The sequence below is a fragment of the Paludisphaera soli genome, assembly GCF_011064595.1.
Lineage (GTDB): Bacteria > Planctomycetota > Planctomycetia > Isosphaerales > Isosphaeraceae > Paludisphaera > Paludisphaera soli.
Genome location: NZ_JAALJI010000001.1, coordinates 228,798 through 248,804, shown reverse-complemented (window position 1 = coordinate 248,804; position 20,007 = coordinate 228,798). Strand labels below are relative to the sequence as shown.

The following is a 20,007-nucleotide window of genomic DNA, read 5'->3' as shown; positions in this document are numbered from 1 at the left end:
ATTTCAACGGCCGACGGCCGACCCATCCATGACCTTGGCGAAGTCACTCCGCCCGCGGAGGGCCGCCAGGTCCGGGTCGGCGGCGGCCGCCTCTTTGGGGAATCCGCCGAGGATCGCCCGGCCGAGCAGGTCGACCGCCCGCGCGAGGTCGGCCTCGTCGCCCGACGCCCGCCCGAGGATCGTCAGGGTGCAGGCCGCGTTGTAGAGGCGGTTGGGGGTGGGCCTCCCGACCAGCCGCTCGACGTCGTCGAGGGCACCGCGATCGCCGCGGCGAGCCCGCTCCAGCGCCCGCAGCTCCACGGCCTCGAACAGGTCGGGTTCGGCCTGCAAGGCCCGGTCCAGGTGATCCAGGGCGGCGGCCGGGTCGGACTCCCGGATCGTCCGGGCCATGCCGTAGTGGGCCATGCCGTGGCGAGGCTCGTCGGCCAGGACGGCCGCGAAATCCTCCTTCGCCCCCTTCGGATCGTACTGGAGCCGGACGAGCCCCCGCGCCGTCCGGACCGCCGCATCGCGAGGCGAGCGGGACAGGAGGTCCGCGTACAGCCGTTCGGCCTCGGACGTCTTGTCCTGGCGGGAGAGGGCGTCGCCGAGCGCCGCCAGCACCCAGCGATCGCGACGGCCTCGGCCGAGGCCGAGCCGCAGGTCGGCCTCGGCGGCGGCCGCGTCGCCGAGTTCCAGCTCGACCATCCCGCGGTCGACGCGGGCCTCGATGAAGTCGGGATCGATGGCGAGCGCCCGGGAGTAGGCGTCGCGGGCCTCGGCCGGCCGCCCGGCGCGGGCCAGCGCGAGCCCCCGATTGAAGTGGCCCCAGGCGAATTCCGGGCGGCTCACGGCGCAGGCGGTGAAGTCGCCGGCGGCCTCGGCGAACCGCCCCTGCTCGAAGTGGCAGTGACCCAGCCCGAACCAGGCCCAGAACGAGGTCACGTCGAGGGCCAGCGCGCGACCCAGGGCTTGCTCGGCGCCGGCCACGTCGCCGGTCGAGAGCAGGAACATCCCCAGGTCCGTCCACTCGTGGCAGGTCGAGGGGATGCGCGACTCGGCCTCGGCGCGGTCGGCCTCCGCACCCGGGCCGTCCCCCAGCGCCGCGCGGTAGCGCGAACGCTGGCGGAACAGGATGGAAGGCGCCGGATCGAGGCTCGCCTGCAGCCGGTCGAGCCTCGCGATCGCCCTGTTCAGGGTCTCGCGGCGGCGTTCCTCGGATCCCCGCCGTCCCGCCAGGACCACCCGGGCGTGCACTTCCTCCAGGACGAGGTCGGCGGCCGCGAGCCGCACGGCGGCCTGCTCGTCCGTCGTGAGCCTCCCGACCCAACTCGCCCCGCCCTTCCACCCCGGTCCCGAGCCTTCGGTCCCGACGGCTTTCAGGGTCGACGCGGCGAGGTCGACGCCGCGTCTGAGCCGTGCGTCCTCCTCGTCGAACGTGTTGAGCAGGAAACGGCATTCCAGGGCGTCGTGCAGGAAGGCCCGGAGCTTGAGCCTCGCCTGGAGCCCCTGCATCGCCTCATAGGTCTGGATCGCGCAGACGACCGTCACTCCAAGGAGGACGGTGCACGCCAGGGCCGTCGAGGTCGACGAGCTGAGCGCCGGATGCCGACGAGCCCACTTCCGGCCCCGCTCGACCAGGCTGGGCTCGGGCGCGTGCTTCATGGGCAGGTCGTCGAGGAAGCGGCGCAGGTCCTCCGCGAGGTCCCCCGCGCTCCGATGCCGCCGGGACGGATCGGGGTCGAGGCACTTCGCCGTCAGGGCCGCGAGGCTGGGGGGGACGCCGGGGACGCGGGCTCGGAGCGAAGGGGGGGGCCGTCGTCGCTCCTCGACCATCCGGCGAAGGGCCTGGAGCGAGCTGCCGACGCGAGGGACCGCCTCGAAGGCCGGCTCCCCGGCGATCATCTCGAAGAGGATCAGGCCCAGGGAGTAGAGGTCGGATCGCTCGTCGACGGCGTCGGGAGGCGTTGTGCCCTCGGGGTCGAGCGCGTCCAGGTGTTCGGGGGCCATGTAGGGGAGCGTCCCGCCGAGCATCGCCCGGGCGACCGTCTCGTCGCCCGGGTCGGCGCCGTCGGAGTCGACCGCGAGGTTGAAGTCCAGAAGCATCGGAGTGCCGTCGGCCGCGATCAGCACGTTCGAAGGCTTCAGGTCGCGATGAAGGAGGCCCCGCGAGTGGGCATGCTCCAGGCCCTCGGCCAGCCGGGCGACGATCCAGACCGAGGCCCGCACCACGTCGGCCCCTCGGAGGAACCGTCGCGAGGGCTCCATGTCGTCCTCGGGCCCCGAGCGGCCGGAACTCGCGCGGTGGGCGCCCCGGTCGAGCATCCCACGCAGGCGGGCGAACCGCCTCGAGGGGCGATCGCACGGCTCAGCTTCGGCGGGGCCTCGCGAGCGGGCCGCCGGGGGATCGATGCGGAGGGAATGCCCGTCTCGCGACAGCGTCCGCGAGCCGGACCGCGGGCGTTGGGGAGGCCTCCGGCTCGCGGCGAGGCTCTCCTCCACATGCGAGGGGAAACGTCGGCTGAGCTGGTCGAGGGCCTCCACGAGGCTCCGCCCCTTCGCGTTCGACGCCCGGGAGGCGTGCGTCTCCTCCATGACCTGGGCCAGGTTCGCCCCGCCGAGGAACGGCATGCAGAGCAGGCGAAGCCCGGTCTCCGGGTCGTCGCGCACCGAGTGGACGGGCACGATGTGGGCGTGCTGGAGCCGGGCCAGGATCTGGGGCTCGTCCCCTTCGGCCGCCGAGATCTTGAGGGCGACGTGCCGGCCGCCGAGGCTCGCCTCCTCGGCGAGAAAGACGCGGGCGAAGGCCCCCCGGCCCAGCTCGGCGATCAGGCGGAACCCCGCGACCTCTTCGCCGGGCCGGGGCAGCTCGACGGTCGCGCCCGACGGGCGGGAGGCCCGCCGGGGGCCCTCGCCGTCCCGATACTCGATCGTGTCGGGTACGGCCCCGAGATCGACGGCGGGGGATCCGCCGGCGGAGCCCGCCCGGCGTTCGCTCCGGTCCTCGACGCCCTCGATCTCCCCGGGGCGCGACGATCGGCCGCCGGGCTTGACGTGCGGCCCGGGGGCGCCGACCCGAGACGGGCGGAAGGATTCGATCGATCGGTCCGATTCGAGATCCCAGGCTGCGAACAGCGCCTCGTCTTCCCTCTCGCTCGAGCGGTCGCCGGCCATGAGTCTGGGGCCCTCTCCAACGGGAAGGTCTTGCGACGGGGGGCGTCCCGTCGTCCGCGACCCGGGCCGGATCCCCGACGATCCGGAAGGTCGACCGCGCGATCTCCCATCCAATCCACTAGGCTTCGCCGTGCGGGTTGTCCAGGGCGTGTGGCGTCCGGGCGACGCGCGGCCGGGACGGGCCGGGTTTCCCGACGCCGCGGCGAGACGTGTCCTAAGCTTCTCCGTGGGTGACGGAAGTCCGATCCCCCGTCGGGGGTCGAGCCATGGGCCGAGGGGAGGATCGAACATGCACGCGGAACCCCAGGAGCGGGCGTCACAGGTCGACCCCTCCAGGATGATCGACGGCGCGGAAGGCTCGACGACCGTGGAGGAGGGGGAGCACGTCGTGATCGGCCGCTTGATCCGCCGGCTCAAGATCTCGGACGCCCCGTCGCGGTTCCAGACCCTGGCGACGAACGTCCTGCGAGCGTCGCTGGGCGTGGAGGCGACCGCGTGGGTGCCGGCGAGCGATTACGAGGAGGTCATCGTCAGCGGGGAGGTCCTCGGCGTCTCGGCCTCGGACTATCGACTGCTCGCGGCGCCCTTCGCCCGGGACGCGGTCCAGATCGTCGACGACGCCCAGGCGGGGCCGGCCCCGGCACCCGAGTCGGTGCGGAGCTTCGCGGTCGTCGCCGCCGGATCGGCCGGGGCGCTGGTGGTCGTCAATCCCCAGTCGGGCCAGGCCATCGGCCCGCTGGAAGTCGAGCGGGCCCAGTACATCGCCTCGCTCATCGCCACTCAGGCGAACAACGCGACGATCTACGCGGAGCTGAAGGACCTGCTCTTCGGCATCATCCGCGCGCTGACGACCGCGATCGACGCCAAGGATCCGTACACCTCGGGCCACTCCGAGCGGGTCGCCCGGATCGCCGTGCGGCTGGCCCAGGAGCTGGGGATGCCGCCGCAGAAGCGCAGCGACCTCTACCTCGCCGGCCTCCTGCACGACATCGGCAAGATCGGCATCGACGACGAGGTGCTCAAGAAGACCGGGCCGCTGACGCCCCAGGAATATCACCGCATCCAGGAGCATGTCGAGATCGGGGTGACGATCCTGCAGGACCTGAAGAAGCTCCGCCACATCATGCCGGGGGTCCGGCACCACCACGAGAGCCTCGACGGCTCGGGCTACCCGGACCACCTGGAGGGGGACGAGATCCCGATCGAGGCCCGCATCCTGGCCGTCGCCGACTCGTTCGACGCGATGTCGAGCAACCGGCCGTACCGCCGGCGGCTCTCGCCGATGCAGATCGACGAGATCCTCAAGAAGGGCCGCGGCGTGCAGTGGGACCCCGCCGTGATCGACGCCCTGTTCGCCTGCCGGATGGATGTGGAGGCGATCCGCCAGAAGGGCCTGGGGGAGAGCCTCATCGGCGCCGTCGACGTGACCCTGGGACGGCGATGACGCGCCGAGCGACGACCCGGCCCGCCCACGCGAGCGGGGCGGGCCGGGTCGTCGCGATTCTCAGCGGAATTCGCCGGCCGCCGCGCCCGGGGCCTTTTCCGGCGGGACGACCTGGTAGCGGTTCTGGAGCCGCTCGATCTGCTTCATGCTGTTGCTCTGATTGAGCATCCGCAGGTTGGCGTCGAGCGACTGGTTGGGATCGCCGGGCTTGCCGGCCTGGAGCTGCGGCCTCCCCTCGGCCGGCTCGTTCGCGGCCGGCGGCGTCCCTAGATGGGTCGTCCCCCGGTGGAACGCGTATTCCGAGGCCCCCTTGCGGACGACCACGGTGGCGGCCCCGTTCAGCCCCTCGGCCGAGTAGACGCCCCGGAGGTCGGTCTCGCCGGACTGGAACTCCGGGTCGGCCGAGCCGACGACCTTCACCTGGACGCGGCTGGCGGGCGACTTCGAGCGGGCGTCGCGGACGACGACCCGGACGCGGCCGGGCGCCGCCTCTTCCAAAACGTCCACTTCCAGGGGCGACACCAGGACCACGCCCGAGGCGTAGAGGTCCCCCCCCCGGATCATGACGAGATACGCGCCGTTCTTGGCGAGGGGCAGCTCGATGACTTTCGTCCTGTCCTCGTAGTCGTCGCCCGACCCGAGCGTCACCGACTGCTCGAACAGCGGCGTGATCCCCGCCAGGTCGACGCCGGCGATCGCGTCGAGGTTGCGTCGGGCCAGATAGAGCTGCATCAGGTCGACGGGGTGGACGGTCACGTCGACGCGGGCGACGTTGCGGTAGGTCAGCGTGATCCGGGCCTTGCCGTCCAGGGCCGGGGCCGCCCCCTCCTCGGGTGCGACCGCGATGTTGCGGAGACCGCCCCCCGCCGCCACGGCCGGCTCGGCCGGGGGCCGGACCACCGTGACCTCGTCGACGCGGAGGCTCTTCCGCGTGTAGTACGCGACGGCGTCGGCGGCGTCGGTGAAGCGGTCGGCCGCCTGTCGGTAGTAGTCGAGGGCCCGGGCCGGCATGCGGCGGGCGTCGAAGATCTGGCCCAGGATGTAGATCGCCTGCCACTTGTTCGGGCTGGGCGTCTCGACGCCGGAGGCGTCCTTGTACGTCGCTTTGGCGATCGCCTCGGCCAGCGTCACGGCCTCGTCGTAGCGGCCCAGGTGGAAGTCCGCCAGGGCCTGGCTGTACTGGAAGCCGTCCAGGAACGGGCTCCTGGGGTACATCGCCGCGTAGCGCGCCGCCGCCTTCACGGCGCCGTCGTGGTCCTCCAGCTCCAGGAGAGTCCCCAGCAGGGCCAGGCTGGCCTCGTCGGCCGTCGGGTTCGTCGGCGACTGGGCCAGGAAGGTCTGGATCATCCGGGCCGATTGCAGCAGCAGCCCCGACCGCGTGACGCCGGCCGCGGCGAGCTTCCGCCGCAGGACCGGGTCGTCGACGGCCCGCGCGGCGGCGTCGGCGACGATCTGCGAGAGGCCGAAGAAGTCGGCCTCGATCGTCGGCGTGTTCGGGTACCGCCGCCAGAGGTCGACGAGGTACGTCGCCGCCTCCAGGGGCTCGCCGCGCTGGCGGAGCAGCTCGCCGACGCGGGCGTCCTCGACGTACCCGGCCTCGATCAGGCCCCGCCAGACGATCATGGCCCGCTCGGGCTCGTCGATGTCGCGGTACGCCTTGCCGATCACCTGCAGCTGGTCGAACGTCAGGATCAGCTCGGGCGAGCGTTCCTTGACGACCTCGAAGTACCGCACGATCTTGCGGGCGTCGTAATTGGCGACGGTGATCAGCAGGAGCATCCGCGAGGCGTCCTTGGCCACGTCGTCGCGCAAGGTCCAGTCGTTGAACAGGGCTTCGAGCGGCGCGGCGGCCTCGGCGAGCTTGCCGCCGTCGAAGAGGGCCTTACCCCGCGCGTACAGCTCGTCGGGCGTCGTGCGGATTTGGTCCCCATTCGGCTCGCCGGGGGCGAGGACTCCGAACGAGCCCGGCTCGCCGACGTGGAATCGGCCCGGCTCGTCCGCGCTCCGGACCGAGGTCGGCAGCGTCCGGTACTTGCCGGGGAGCACGCCGAAGACGTCGTACTGGAGGCCGCCGGGGTTGCGGTCGGGCGGGAAGTAGAACGTGAGGACGCCGTCGGCGAGCGTGAACGAGGCGGCCGAGCTGACGACCGAGCCCTCGATGAGCGTCGTCCCGGCGGGGAGCCGTTCCTCGACGATCAGGAAGTCGCGCTCCCAGTCCGGCGTGTCGGACGGGATGTTGCGCCAGACGACCAAGCCGACGCGGGCCTTGCCGCCGAGCGTCGTCTGCGTCGCCACGTTTTCGAAGGTCGCCGGGTTCACCGCGACTCCGAAGCCGACGGGGAGCTTCCTGCCGTCCAGCTCCGGGTCGGTCGGCCAGTAGACGCGCCTGTCGACGATCGCGGGGCGGCCGTCTCGATTCTGGTCCGGCCCGAACTCGCGGGTGAAGCCGGTCAGCTCGACGGCGTAATGGAACGTGCCGCGGCCCTCGATGGCGAAGGCGACGCGGTTGGCGTCGTTCGCCTTCACGGCGTCGACCGGCACGGCGACCTCGACGGCCTCGGCCGCGCCGGCGACGTCGATCTCGGAGACCTTGCGGTCGTTGACGGTGATCGTCAGCTTGTAGCGGCCGCCGCCCTCCGGGCCCTTGCCGTGGAACGCGGCGAGCGCGGCGACGGCCGGCCCCCGGGCCTTGCGGGGATTCCAGCCCAGGCCGGAACGATGGGCCTCCAGCGAGTCGACCCCCTGGGCCAGCTCGGGAGCCTGAGGGCGGGTGCGGGCGTAGGCTAGGCAGACGAGGGCCGTGGTCTCGGCCGTCGAGCGCAGTCCGGCCGACTGGCCCGAGCCCTCCCACGAGAGCATCGGCCGACGGCCGGGCGCGGGGGTCTCGGCCTTCGCCTTCGGGCCGAGGATCGCCAGCGCCTCGCCGGCCAGCTCGGGCCTGCCCAGGTTGGCGAAGGTCAGGGCCAGGTAAGCCAGGGCGCCGTTCGAGAGGTTCTGACGCTCGCGGTTCAGGCTGTTGGCGGCCTCGAAGCCGGCGAGCTTGCGGAGGCTTAGGGCGTGGAGGATCGCCGCGCGGGCGTCGCGGTCGCGGGGGTTGGTCCCGGTGATCGCGGAGTTGAGCCAGGCGGCGGCCCGGTCGCGCACGCCCGGGTCGGGCTGGAGCCCCAGGTCCTCGGCCGAGGCCAGGGCCCAGAACGCCGAGGCCGACGTGAAGCGGTCGCCGCCGGCGACCTGCGCGTTGTTCTCGGGCCGGTCGGGCGCGGCGGCCATCCACCCCCAACTCCCGTCCTCGCGCTGGGAAGCGGTCAGTTGCGAGACGATGCCCCGGATCCGATCGACCAGACGGCGGGCGTCGCCCGAGTCGCCGGGCCGGACCTTGCGGAGGTACTGGAGCGCCGAGGTGGCCGCGAGCAAATCCGCCGCGCGGTCGGCGGTCGTCTCGGGGGCGAAGCCGTTCCAGGCGACGAGTTTCGCGGCGTCGAGCGGGCGGACGCCGTCGCCCAGGGCCGCCTCGACGATCATCCGCTCCAGGCTCGGCGAGACGACGATCCGCATCGCCGGATTCTCATACGAGCGTCCCTGAGGAAGGCCGACGAACACCGTGGCGCCGTCGCCGCTCGACCCCGAGGCCGACGCGAAGGCCTGCACTCCCCAGGGCCGCACGGGCAACTCGGCCGCGACCTCGTCGGATTTCTCGCCGAGGGTCGCCGAGAGCGTCAGCCGCATCGGGCCTTCGCCGGCCTCGACGGGATCGAACAGCACCTCGTCGACGCCGTCGCCCTTCACCTCGATCGTCTTCGGGAAGACCTGCGAGCGGCCGCCGGCCGCCACGGCGAGCTTGAGTGTGACCGGCCCCGCGACTCCCACATGGTGGAGCCGTGCGAGGAACCGCGGCGCGTCGCCCTGCGTGAGGGCGGGCGGCACCTTCAGGTCGACGAAGAAGTCCTTGCGGACCTGGACGGTCGAGGCCGCCTCGCCGACGAGGGTCTCGGCCCCGGTGACTCCCTTCGCCGTGATCCGGTACTCCGAGAGGGCCGACGGGGCGGGGAAGGTCACCTTCGCCCTGCCGTCCGCCCCGGTGACGACCGCCGGGTTCCAGTAGGCCGTCTCGGCATGCCGCTCGCGCGGGGCGGCGGACTCTCGGCTTTTCACGAAATCCAGACCCAGCGCCACGTCGCCGTGATTCTTGGCGTAGAACGCGAAGTTCTCCGCCTTCGCGTCCGATCCCAGGGCCTGTCCCGCCTGGGTCATGAGCCCAGGCATGTCTTGCTCGGACCAACGGCCCGCCTTGTCGCGATCCTCGGCGAGCGCCCCGCCCACCCCCATCATCCCTCCCCCTGCCATCGTTCCCCCGCGCGCCGGGGCTTCCGCCGGTGCCGCGGCCATCGGGGCGAGGACTGCGAGCTTGCGACGCATGACCTCCTGGCTCTCGGCGTTGGCGAGCGCCGCGGCGGCCCGCTCGGCCTCGTCGACGATCGCGCTGGCGACGGCCGTGGTGTCCGGGGCGTAGCGGAACGTGTTGGTGGAGGAGACGGCGAAGGCCCCGATTCGCGTCTGATCGTAGAAGAAGCGGCCGATCGGCGGGTGCGGGTCGGCGAAACGTCGCAGCAAGGCCTGATCGACGACGGCGAGCGACACCTCGGCGGCGACCGGGCGGCCGAGCTGGTCGACGGTCGTCACCTCCAGCTCGACCGGCTCGCCGGGTCCGACCCGCGGCTTCGTCGGGGCGACGGTCACGCGCAGGTCGCGTTCGACCGCCAGGTCGAGCCGCGCGTGGTCGAGCTTGTCGCGCCACATCCGGGTCGCGGTCAGGGTGAAGTTCGGGAACTGCGGCCCCTCCACATCCCAGCCGACCGCGTTGTCCCCCTCGGCCAGGGTCACGATCTTGTAAGTGAGGATGCGGTCTGCGTCCCACGTCAGGAGGGCCGTCCCGGCGCGTCCGCGGCTGTGGAGGTTCACCTTCGCCGGCTCGCCGACCTTGAATCGGGTGCGGTCGGCGATCAGCCGCAGGGTCGTCTCGTCGTCTTTGCCGGAGACGTAAAGGCTCCGGTCGGCGACGATCGCGTTGCCGAATCGGTCGGTCCCTGCGACCCGAACGAGGAACCGGCCCCCGCGCTCGTCGTCGGCGCGGAAGGCCACGGAGCCGAGTCCCAACTTATCGGTCGCGACCGGCTTCCGCTCGATTTCGCGCTCCACGGCCCGCCCGTGGTCGTCGACGATCTTCACCAGGGCCGCCGAAAGCTCCTGCGCCATGGGCTCGCCCTGGGCGTCGGACGTCCGCACCGTCACGTCGAACGTCTCGCCGCCCAGGTAGACGTCGCGAGTCGTCTCGACCTGGATCGCGAACGCCTTGACCGCCAGTCGCAGGGCGCCGACGGCCTGGACGCCGTCCTGCGGGAGGTTCGCGACCAGCCGCAGCCCTTGCTCCTCGGCGTAGCCCTCGGTCGGGAAGGCGACGTGGAACTTGCCTTCGCCGTCGGTGGAGCCCCGAACCGTCCGCCCGTCGGGGAGCGTTACCTCGACGGGACGATTCGCCGCCGGGACGCCGTAGTGGAAGCGGGCGATCACGTCGGCCTCGACGGTCTCGCCGCGGTAGTAGACGGTCCTCGGCAGCGCGATCGTCAGGTCGATCGGCTGGAGCTGATACGACTGGACCTCGAACGCCCCGGCGAACTCGCTCTTGCCGGGCTGGAACACGCGGAGCTGGTAAGTCCCCACCGGGGCCGAGGAGTCGAGCGGAACCGTCTCGTGGAAGGTGCCGAACTCCGAGAGGGTCACGTCGCGGGCGACGATCCGCCGACCTGCGGCGTCGATCGTCTCGAACCGATAGACCGTGCCGGGGACGTTGGCGTATTGCCCGTCCTTCGTCTCGCGGACGACGCCGCGGATCTGGACGGTCTGGCCGGGCCGGTACGCGGGGCGATCCGTGTCGAGGTAGGCCCTCGCGGCCAGACCCTGCGAGACGCCCGCCTGCACGCCCAGGTGGGAGCCGGCGACGTGCGGGCCGTCGACCACGAGGTAGGTGAGGCGGCAGCCCCCTTCGCGCGGGGGCTTCCAGTCGTGGAGCAGCACGCCGTCGGGGCCGGTCGCGGCTTCGAGGACGACCTGGCCGGCGTCGGCGACGAGCACGCGCGCGTTGGGCCGACCCTTGCCGGTCTTCATGTCCTGGGCGAAGACCAGCACCTGCTCGCGCGAGGTCTTCACGATCGCGTCGAGGTCGCTGGCGACGACCAGCGTGGTCGCCTGGAGCGACTTCTGGTCCGTCACCTTCACCACGTAGACCCCCGGCGATTCCAGCTTCGTCAGCGCGTAGTCGGTTTCGACCGGCTTGAGGCGGGCGAAGCCCGGGACGTCCTCGGTCCACTCGGCGTCGGGGGCGACCAGGCCGATATCCAGGGCCTCGACGTTCTCGAAGCCGTGCTTCTTGCGGAAGTACGACTCGGCGTTGAGCTTGTACGCCGTGAAGGTGAGCCGCTCCAGGTTGCGGGTCGCGATCTTGAGGACCGCCGTCTCGCCGCTCCGGAACCCGCGCGGGGTGACGACCGTCAGCGCCTTGGTCTCCATGACCGCGATCCGTTGCGCGGCCTGGGCGGCCCAGGGCTGGACCTGGATCTTCTTGTAGCCTTCGACGGCCTCGGCGAGCATCCCTTTCTCAACCTCCAGGATGGAGGAGGCGAGGAACTGCGCGTGGGCCGCCGGCTCGGTCCCGGGGAACTTGCCGAGGAGCGTCGACCAGGCGGCGACGGCCTGGTCGAACTGCTTCTCCGGCAGGTGGCTCTGGCCGACCTGGAAGAGGATCTCCGGCACGCGCGGGTCGAGCGGGTTGCCCGCGACGAAGGCGGACCAGAGGGCGCGGGCCTCGGCGTATCGGCCGAGGCGGATCTGGTCGTCGGCCTTGCGCAGCCCCGCCTCCAGGATCGACCGCTGGGCGTCGGCGCTCCGGGGGCCGTTCGGGAACTTCGCCAGGTAGCCCTCCCACGCGGCCACCGCCTCGTCGAAACGGCCCTGGCCCAGCAGGATCTCGCCCGAGAGGTAGGTGGCCGTCATCGACAGTTCGGCCAGGTCCTTGCGGGCTTCCTCGGATTCCGCCTTGAAGCCCTCCCCGTTCAGGAAGCTCGCGAAGGCGGCCAGGGCGGCGTCGCTCTTGCCCCGCGCTCGCTGCGACTCGCCCACGTCGAACGCCGCGCGGACCGCCCGGGGATGCGCCGGATAGGCGGCGAGGAACCGCCGGAGCGCGGCGACGCCCAGGGTCAGGCTGGACTCGTCGGGGGGGGCCGGCACGCCGTAGGTCGCCGGGATCTGGGCGAGGGCCAGCGCGCGGGCCTCGTCGTCGGCCCGGGTCCTCGCCTCGGGCTTCATCGCCTCGACGTCGCGAGCCAGGTCGGTCCAGGCGAGGCGGGCGTCGACCGGGCGGCCGGCGTCGCGAAGGGCCTCGCCGAGAGCGAGCCGGACGGCCGAGCGACCGGGGACGTCGGGATAGTCCTTCAGGCGGGCTCCCAGCTCCTCGACCGCACGGGCGTGATCGCCGATCAGCCGGCTCGCCTCGGCGATCTCGACGGTCAGCCCGGCCTTCGCGACGGCCCCCTTGGCCAGCAACCGGGCCTGGATCAGGAGTTCGCGCGCCCCCTGGGGATCGGGGGGCGTCACCGGGTCGTCGGGCTTGAGCAGGCCCCGGGCGAACGCCTTGTAGACGTCGGCCAGACGGTCCTTGCGCTCGTCGGCGAGGAGCGGGAGGGCCGAGGCCCTCGCCAGCTCCTCGGCGCGGGCCGGGTCGCCCGACGCCAGCTCCAGGTTCGCCAGCTCGTAGCGGATCTTCGGGATCCAGACGCTTCGGGGATGCGCCTCCATCGCCCTGCGGAGCGATTCGCGGGCCGGGTCGCGGCGACCTTCCAGGCGATCGGCCACGGCGGCGAGGAATTCCAGGTACGCCTGCTCGTCGTCGTCGGTCGCCTTCCCGCGGAGCCCGGCGAGGGCCGCGCGGGCCTCGGCGAACTTCTTCTCCTGCAACGCGGCGACCACATCGCCCGGGATCGCGGGCGCCGGGGGCGGGGGGCTCCCCTTGGCCTCGGATCGGGCCGGCGTCGGGACCGGGTCGTCGGCGAGGGCCGACGCACCGGCGAATCCCGCCGCGGCGATCAAGAACCCGACGAGTGGCAGACGTCTTGGCGTCAAGGGACCAGCCTCCACGAGTGGAAAGGACAAGGGACGACCGTCGCCCGGATGCGCCACGCACCATCACGCGGGCGACGAAAGCCTTGAAACGGGAGCCTTGATGCGACCTTTGATGACCCCGGAAGGCTCGAAGTTCCGGACGGATCATCCCACGTCGGGGTTCGAGGCGTCTCGGATGTTCCACGTTTGAGACGCGGATTCCTTAGGCATGAGACGTCGGCGACCGGCCTGATGGAGCGCTTGAGCCGTCGAAATCCGGAAATCCTCAAGAAATCGACGCGACCTGTCGCCGGAAGTCGCCCGATTTCGAGGTGGTCCTATAAGGCGAAGAGTCTCGCCGAGGCGCGAGCGGGTGGATGACGTTTCCGAACAAACCTCGCAACTTCGCTCGACAAGCAGGAAGCAAACTATAGAATCCGTTTCCGGTCCAACATTGTGACGGAAGCATGCCGATGGAGACCGATGGTGGCGACAACCGTGCATGGACCATGGCACCAAATAGGCCGGCTAGGACGCCGATCGCGCCATCGTTGCACGCCCACCGTCCTTCGTCGCCCACCTAGTCTCGGCAATCTGGAGACTCTGGAGCCCAGGATGCTCCTGAGCGCGGACGTCGGATCGACGGCCTGGGGCCCGACGAGCCTCGCCTGGCCTGCGTCGCCTCCGGCCGGCGCGGGCTTCGTCCAGTACCTGCCATGGTTCCCATCGTCCCCGGTTGGATCGGCGGGGTTCGGTCCCTTTCAGGTCGCGAGTCAGGCCGATGGAGGTCGCGGCGAGGAGGAGGCGGCTAATTATCCGCCGGCCCCGGGATCCAACGCGCCGGATTTCCCGCCGGCCGAGTCCATCGCGGCCGTTTTTCCACCGGCGCCCCCGCCCCCGCCGATCCTGCTCAACCAGCTCGCCGCCGCCCGAAAGCAGCAGTCTGAGCTGTTCCTGGAAGATGCGGCGGGCAACACGTGGTCCTCGATCCAGGGTCCGCCCTTCGACCAAGCCTTCCTCACCGGCGCGGAGGGCGGCCGGGCGGAGGAATTGCAAGGTCCTCCCGCGGAATGGCCTTTCGACCCCCCGGCCGAGATCCAGTACGGCCCTCCGACGCCCGAGGAGATGGCCGTCACCCCCAGGGTCCCCTGGACCACCGACTACACCGTCAACAGCACGCTCGCGGCCGGCGAGTACTCGACCTCGTTTCGAATCCCCGTCGGGCCGGTGACGAATCTGATCAAGCTGGCGGTGAGAGCCGAAGGTCGAGACGAGGCCTACGGAGGGCCCAGGCCCCCGACCTTCAAGGTCGATCAGATCTACCTCATGGGCCCCAACGGCAAGGTCCTGGCCGCCATCGCCGGCGTCGCCTCCGTGACGGACGAGACGGGGCAGAGCCTGCTCGTGACGATCCATGGAGCCCCTCGGGGGGGCGAACTGTTGGTCCGCGTGATCCAGACCGACGGCTTCCCACCGATCGACGGCGGGGGCGATCCCGCCGCGCCCGGGGGGAGCGACGAGGCCCCCCCCGCATCCTGGAGCCCGGGCCCGTTCGAGTTCAACGTCCAGCGGAGCGACGCCAGCCCCAGCCCCAAGGACGAGGGGGGCCGGACCTTCGCGTCGGTCGGCACGATCGGCGCGGGGACCTCCTACGTCATCTATCTCCCGACCGCGACGCACGAAGGGGTCACGACCCCGTCGGCCGCGGGCGGGGCCTCGACCTCTGAGGACGGCGGCGGGGCGACGTCCGGCGGCCTGGTCGCCGACGCGGACCGATCGGCCGAGGCGGCGACGGGGCCGGACGAGGTGGAGATAGCCGACGAGGAGGAGGCCCCCTCGGTCTTCCTCGGTCCCCTGGTTTCGCGCACCGCCGCGGCACTCGGGCCGGCCCTGGCGACCGAGACCGACGACCCCACCCCATCCACGGCGCGCGGCGGTCGTTCCGGCCCCGACGCGGCGGACGTGCTGGGCGATCACGACCTGGGCCTGTATCTCGGCTTCGCCTCCTCCCGCGCCCGACGCGCGGCGGCCGACAGGGCCGACGCCGTCGCCGACCGAGAGCGGGGCGGGGACGACGCGCTCGCCAGCCTCCGCGGCGCGGGGGGCGTCCCCATCCTGGTCGGCGGCTTGGGCCGCAACGACGCCCGCAATGAGGCCGAGGCCCTCGCCGAGAACCTCCAGCGGCAGGCCGAGATGGACGAACTCATCGTCGACGCCCTGGAGGCGGACTCCGAGCTGGAGCCCGACCCGCGAAGGGCCGAAATCGCCCGCGCGGGCCTGGCCACGCGGGCCGTCGGGTTCCTCATCGGCCTCGGCCTGGCGACCGGCCCGCTCTATCCCGACCTCGTCGCCTTCGCCCGCAAGAAGCTCGTCCGCAAGTCCCGCCACGCCCGCCGTCGCAAGCCCGCCCGCTGACTTACGGGACTCGGCCGGCGGCGACGACGAACCGGTCGACTCGACGCGACTCGACCCGGCTCAGAGGGGCCAGGTCCAGGATTCGAGGAGCTCGTCGAGCCAGGGCAGGGGGCGGCCGCGCAGGCTCCACGCCGATCGTCTCGCCAGGGTGAGCCAGCGCGGGAACCGGTCGGGCCGGTCCCGCAGGCAGCGGGCGTAGGCGATCAAGACGCCGAGCTCCGTCTCCGTGTCGTCGCGCGCCCACGAGGCGGCCTGCTCCAGGTCGACCAGGGCGGACTCGATCCAGGGGTCGGGCAGGGCGAGGTAGCAACGCGCCCGGCCGAGATACGCGGCGGAAGACTCGGGGTCGCGGCGCAGGACCGAGGTCCATTCCCGGGCGGCCTCGTCGACCCGGCCGAGGACGCGAAGCGCCTCGGCCCTGCGGGCGCGGGCGAAGGTCCCGCCGGCGCGGGCGATCGCCAGCTCCAGGTCCTGGAGCCCGGCCGCGGCGTCCCCCCCCTCGACCCGAAGCGTGCCGAGAAGCTCCAGCAGGCCGGCGTCGTCGGGCGCAAGCCCCAGGCCCTCGTCGACCTCCGCCAGCGCCCGGGCGCGGTCCCCGGCGCGGCGTGCGACCCGAGCCGCGATCAGGTGGGCGTCGGCCGAATTCCGGTTCGATGCCACGAGCGCCCCCTCGGCCGCGCGCAGCGCCTCGCCATGACGGCCCAGGGCCGAAAGGATGACGGCGCGGGTGGTCTGGGAGCGATAGGCCGACTCCGGCCTCCCCTTCGCCGCCTCGGCGATGCGCGTCTCGGCCGTCAGCAGGTCCGACCGGAGCGACGCGCCCCCGAGGGGGAAGCGGGCCAGTTCCTCGGGCCGGTCGAGCTGGAGGTCCTCGTAGCGGCCGGCGGCCAGCAGCGCGCGATCGACGAGCCGGACGCGGGAGGGCGTGGGGTCGAGCCGGAGGGCCTCGCGGGCGTCGGCCAGGGCCTCGTCGTCGCGTTCGAGCATCATGCGGACGACCGCGCGGGTCGCCAGCAGGTCGCTCCGCGCCGGGCCGCGACGCTCGCTCGGGATCAACTGGTCGAGCGCCGAGGCGGCCGCGCCCGGCCGCCCTTCGCGGAGGTCCAGCAGCGCCCGGCTGAGCCGCGCCACCGAGTCTTCCGGGTCGATCGACAGCACCTCGCCGTAGCCCGCCTGCGCCTGCTCGACCGAGCCCGACTCGGCGTCGAGGTTGGCGAGGTTCAGCCGCGCCGCCCGGCCCAGGTCGTCCGTCGGGTCGGCCCGCACGACCTCGAGGTACTGGGCGCGGGCCCCGGCGAAGTCGCCGAGGGCCTGGTGGATGTAGCCCAGCTCCAGGCGGACCTTGAGCGATTCCGGCCGGTCCCCCATCAGGGCCAGGGACCGCTCCAGGTCCTCGACGGCCCAGTTCCACCGGCCCTTCTTGCGATAGAGCCGCGCCCGGCTGAAGAGGACCCAGGGGGAATCGGGCTTCACGGCCGCGGCCACGCTGTACGAGTCGAGGGCGTCGTCCTCCCAGCCCCCCTCGTCTTCCAGGTAGCCGAGATAGAACTGATACCAGTAGTTCGACCAGTCGATCCGCACGGCGCGCTGGAGCCATTCAATGGCGCGGTCGGGGTCGCGGCGGCTGGAGTTGAGGATCCCCCACTGGAAACAGGCGAGCGCCGACTTCTCATCGCCGACGCGGGGCTCGGCGATGGCCGACGGAGGCCGGCATGGTCCTTCGAGCCGGGCCTGGAAGCGGTCCCGAAGCTCGAGCCACGGGCCCGCGGGTGCGACGAACCGGAGCGCCTTGTCGCAGACCTCGACGGCCGCCGCGGCGGCCTTGCCGCCGTCCGGCCCGACCGGCGAGCCGACCGCCGGGAGCGCCGACTCGACGCCGACCATCCAGAGGAAGAGCAGCTCGTTCACCTCGGATTCGAGGCGTGCCATCTCGTCGGCGTCGAGCATGTTCAGGTTGTGCCGCAGCGTGGTCCAGTCCTTCTGGCCCAGGACGAAGAACGGCTTGAGCAGGCGTTGGAGTTCCTCGGCCGCGCCGGCCCGGTCCCCGCCGATGCCGACGAACCGCATCCGCAGCGATTCCGAGGCCTCGTGGACGGCCTCGGCGTCGCGGCGGCGGGAGGCCGACCGGTCGGCGAGCTTCTTCTTCTCCTTGGCCAGCTCTTCGAGACGTTCGAGATCGCTGTAGGCGTCGGGCTCGGCGAGCCGGATCCGCATCCGTTCGGCCAGGTCGCGCGCGTTCCGCCAGTCGAAGACCCGGCCGACGAAGCCCTGGTCGGGCCCGCCGGCGAACTGCAGCGCGGCTTCGAACTGGAGGGCCGCCTTGTCGTACTCGCGACGCTCCAGCAGGTCGTCGCCGCGCTTGAGCCGGAGCCCGGCCTGGGCGAAGCGGTCGGTCCGCTCGATGCTCAGGTTGATCGCCGCCGCCCCGGCCGCCGCGCACGAGAGCAGCACGAGGGCCGCGGTGACGAACCGGATGCGATTGCGGCGGAGCCGGCGGGCCGCGCGGCTCCAGACGGGCTCGCGCGCGTAGGCCAGGGGGAGGTCGTCGGCGACGGCCTGGAGATCGATCGCCAGCTCTTCCGCCGACTGGTAGCGGTCGGCCGGGGCGGGGGCCAGGCAGCGCCGCAGGACGGCCCGGAGGGGGGCGGGGACGGACGAGCCGGCGGGGAAGAGGCCGCGGGGCTCGCGGCGTTCGTCGGCCGCGAGCAGCAGGGCCTCGACGACCGAGCCGGACTTGCGCGGGGGGGCGAACGGCTTCTCGCCGAACACGGCCTCGTAGAGCATCACGCCCATCGAGAAGACGTCGGAGCGGGCGTCAATGGCGTCGCCGCGGGCCTCGGCCAGGCCTTCCAGGTGCTCGGGCGCCATGTAGTCGACGGTGCCGCCCAGGCTCGCGGTCGGCCGGCCCGGCTCGTCGGACGGGATCGCCTCGTGGGCCAGGTTGAAGTCCAGGAGCATGGGGGTGCCGTCGGCCGCGATCAGGACGTTGGACGGCTTGACGTCGCGGTGCAGGACGCCCCGGTCGTGCGCGTGGCCGAGCGCCTCGGCGAGCCGGGCGCCCCACCAGGCCACCGCCCGGGCGAAGGACCGCGCGGCCAGCGACTGTCGCCCCGTCGACGGCCCGGAGGGGGCGCCGTCGGCGGGCTCCAGGCGGTCGAGCGCCTCGACCAGGGCCGCGCCGGCGGGGGGCTCCCCGCCCCCCGCCCGCTCCACCTCGGAGAGCACCCGCGCCAGCGTGACCCGGCCGAAATAAGGCATGCAGAGCAGGTGGAGCCCGGTCGCGGAGTCGACCCGGTGGGAGTGGACCGGGACGATGTGGGTGTGCTGGAGCCGCGCCAGTGTCTGGGGCTCGCGCGAGCCCCGGAGGCTGAGCTTGAGCGCCACCAGCCGGTCGGCGAGCTGGGTCTCGCGGGCGAGGAAGACGCGCGCGAACGAGCCCCGCCCCAGCTCCTCCACGAGCTGGAACCCGGCGATGGCGTCGCCCGCCTCGGGGAACCGGGGCCGGGGGGCGTCGTCGTCCTCGGCCTCCAGCGAGGTCGATTCGCCCTGGAAGGCCGACGTGGAGGCCGTCCCCACGAGCTTGTGGATGTCCAGCACCCGCCGCAGGGGCTCGGCGTAGGCGGGGTAGCGGCCGAGGAAGGCGTCGGCGTCGGGGGCCTCGCCGGCCTCCTCGCGGAGGCAGAACTCCTCGTAGATGAGGGCGACGATCGTGTCCTCGCCCAGCTCGGGGAAGTGGTCGGCGTACCAGTCGGCCGAGGGCCGCTGGCCGGACTCCCAGCGGAGCGACATGTCGGTGCGGAGCAGGGCGAGCCGGGCCCCGGGGAAGCCGCCGGGCTCCGACCAGCCGGCGAGGAAGAGCCGGGGGTCGGGCCGCGAGCCCGACGCCTCGGCGTCGCGCCAGGCGCGCTCGTATCGTCTCGTGAGGCGGGCCGCGGAGGGCGTCGAGGCGTCCTCCCACGTCCGGCCCCAGGCGCCTACGCTCATCCGGCCGGCTCCCACTCCGACTCCATGCGCCGCCTCAGCTCCTCGAGCACCCGCTGCACGGTCCTCTCGCTGACGCCCAGGCGGTCGCCGATGTCCCTGCTCGAAAGGCCCTGCGCCTTGAGCTCGAGGATCGTCCGCCGCTCCTCGGGCAGGAGTGCGTGCAGGCGATCGAAGACCTCGTGCGCCTGCGCCACCTCGCTCGGCGAGTCGATCGGGTCGGCGACCTCCCTGGGGCGGCGGCCGTCGCCCCAGAGGGGCTCCTCCCGGTGCATGTCGTTCTTCAGGCTGGCGGCGCGGCGATACTCGTCGATCACCTTGTTCTTCGCAGCCCGAGCCAGGAAGGCGACAAGATGCCGCGAATCCTCGAAATCCGTCGGCGCGTCGCGCATCCGCCGGAAGAAGCTCCCCCAGACGCTCTGCAGGAAGTCCAGGGAGTCGAACCGCGAGCGCAGCAGCCGGGGGAGCTGACGCCGCACCACCAGCCGGACCTCGGGCTCGAACCTCTGCAGGAGCTCGCGGGCGGCCCCCTCGTCCCCCTGCTGGATCCGCCTCAGGAAGTCGGCCAACTGGCTGTCTTCCCGCACCGAAGGGTCGCCGACCGACATGGATTCGCCTCCTCGGCCCGGCCGGGCGATCAGTCCCGGCGTCCCGTCCTGGATCCCAAGCACCGGCTCGCCCCGGCCCAGGGCGCTGATCGGTCGCCCCAGGCTAACCTCCGGCCCTCGCCGTTGACAAGCCGTCCCCCGCGTCCGCCGGGGGGGACGGCGCGGGGCGAAACCGCCTCGCCCGTTGCCCTCGACCTCCCCTTATGGCGATAATCCGAATTCGTGAGCCGTCGCGACGGACGATTTCCCGCCCGC

At 72.5% G+C, this 20,007-nt stretch carries 6 protein-coding genes; 2 read left to right on the top strand and 4 right to left on the bottom strand.

Features of this window, described 5'->3' with window-relative positions:
* Positions 1 to 3: 3 nt before the first annotated feature.
* On the bottom strand, positions 4 to 3,153 hold the full coding sequence (locus G6O68_RS00870) for a serine/threonine-protein kinase (protein ID WP_165243827.1): 3,150 nt from the start codon (positions 3,151 to 3,153) through the stop codon (positions 4 to 6).
* Positions 3,154 to 3,442: 289 nt separating this feature from the next.
* Here G6O68_RS00870 and G6O68_RS00865 point away from each other — a divergent pair, with 289 nt between their 5' ends.
* A complete protein-coding gene (locus G6O68_RS00865) occupies positions 3,443 to 4,597 on the top strand; it encodes an HD-GYP domain-containing protein (protein ID WP_240910887.1) in 1,155 nt (384 codons plus the stop codon).
* 60 nt (positions 4,598 to 4,657) lie between these two features.
* On the opposite strand, the gene G6O68_RS00860 is transcribed toward G6O68_RS00865, so the two are convergent.
* Positions 4,658 to 12,769, bottom strand: a complete 8,112-nt coding sequence (locus tag G6O68_RS00860) for an MG2 domain-containing protein (RefSeq protein WP_165243823.1) — start codon at positions 12,767 to 12,769, stop codon at positions 4,658 to 4,660.
* Between the two features lie 462 nt (positions 12,770 to 13,231).
* On the opposite strand from G6O68_RS00860, the gene G6O68_RS00855 reads away from it, so the two are divergent.
* Positions 13,232 to 15,163 carry an LEPR-XLL domain-containing protein gene (locus G6O68_RS00855; RefSeq protein ID WP_261345581.1) on the top strand — a complete coding sequence of 644 codons (1,932 nt, stop codon included), beginning with the start codon at positions 13,232 to 13,234 and terminating at the stop codon, positions 15,161 to 15,163.
* A 60-nt stretch (positions 15,164 to 15,223) separates the two neighbouring features.
* Here G6O68_RS00855 and G6O68_RS00850 read toward each other — a convergent pair whose 3' ends face one another.
* On the bottom strand, positions 15,224 to 19,147 hold the full coding sequence (locus G6O68_RS00850) for a serine/threonine-protein kinase (protein ID WP_165243818.1): 3,924 nt from the start codon (positions 19,145 to 19,147) through the stop codon (positions 15,224 to 15,226).
* On the bottom strand, positions 19,144 to 19,752 hold the full coding sequence (locus tag G6O68_RS00845; protein WP_165243816.1) for an RNA polymerase sigma factor: 609 nt from the start codon (positions 19,750 to 19,752) through the stop codon (positions 19,144 to 19,146). Before G6O68_RS00845 ends, G6O68_RS00850 begins: the two co-directional genes overlap by 4 nt.
* Positions 19,753 to 20,007 lie beyond the last annotated feature (255 nt).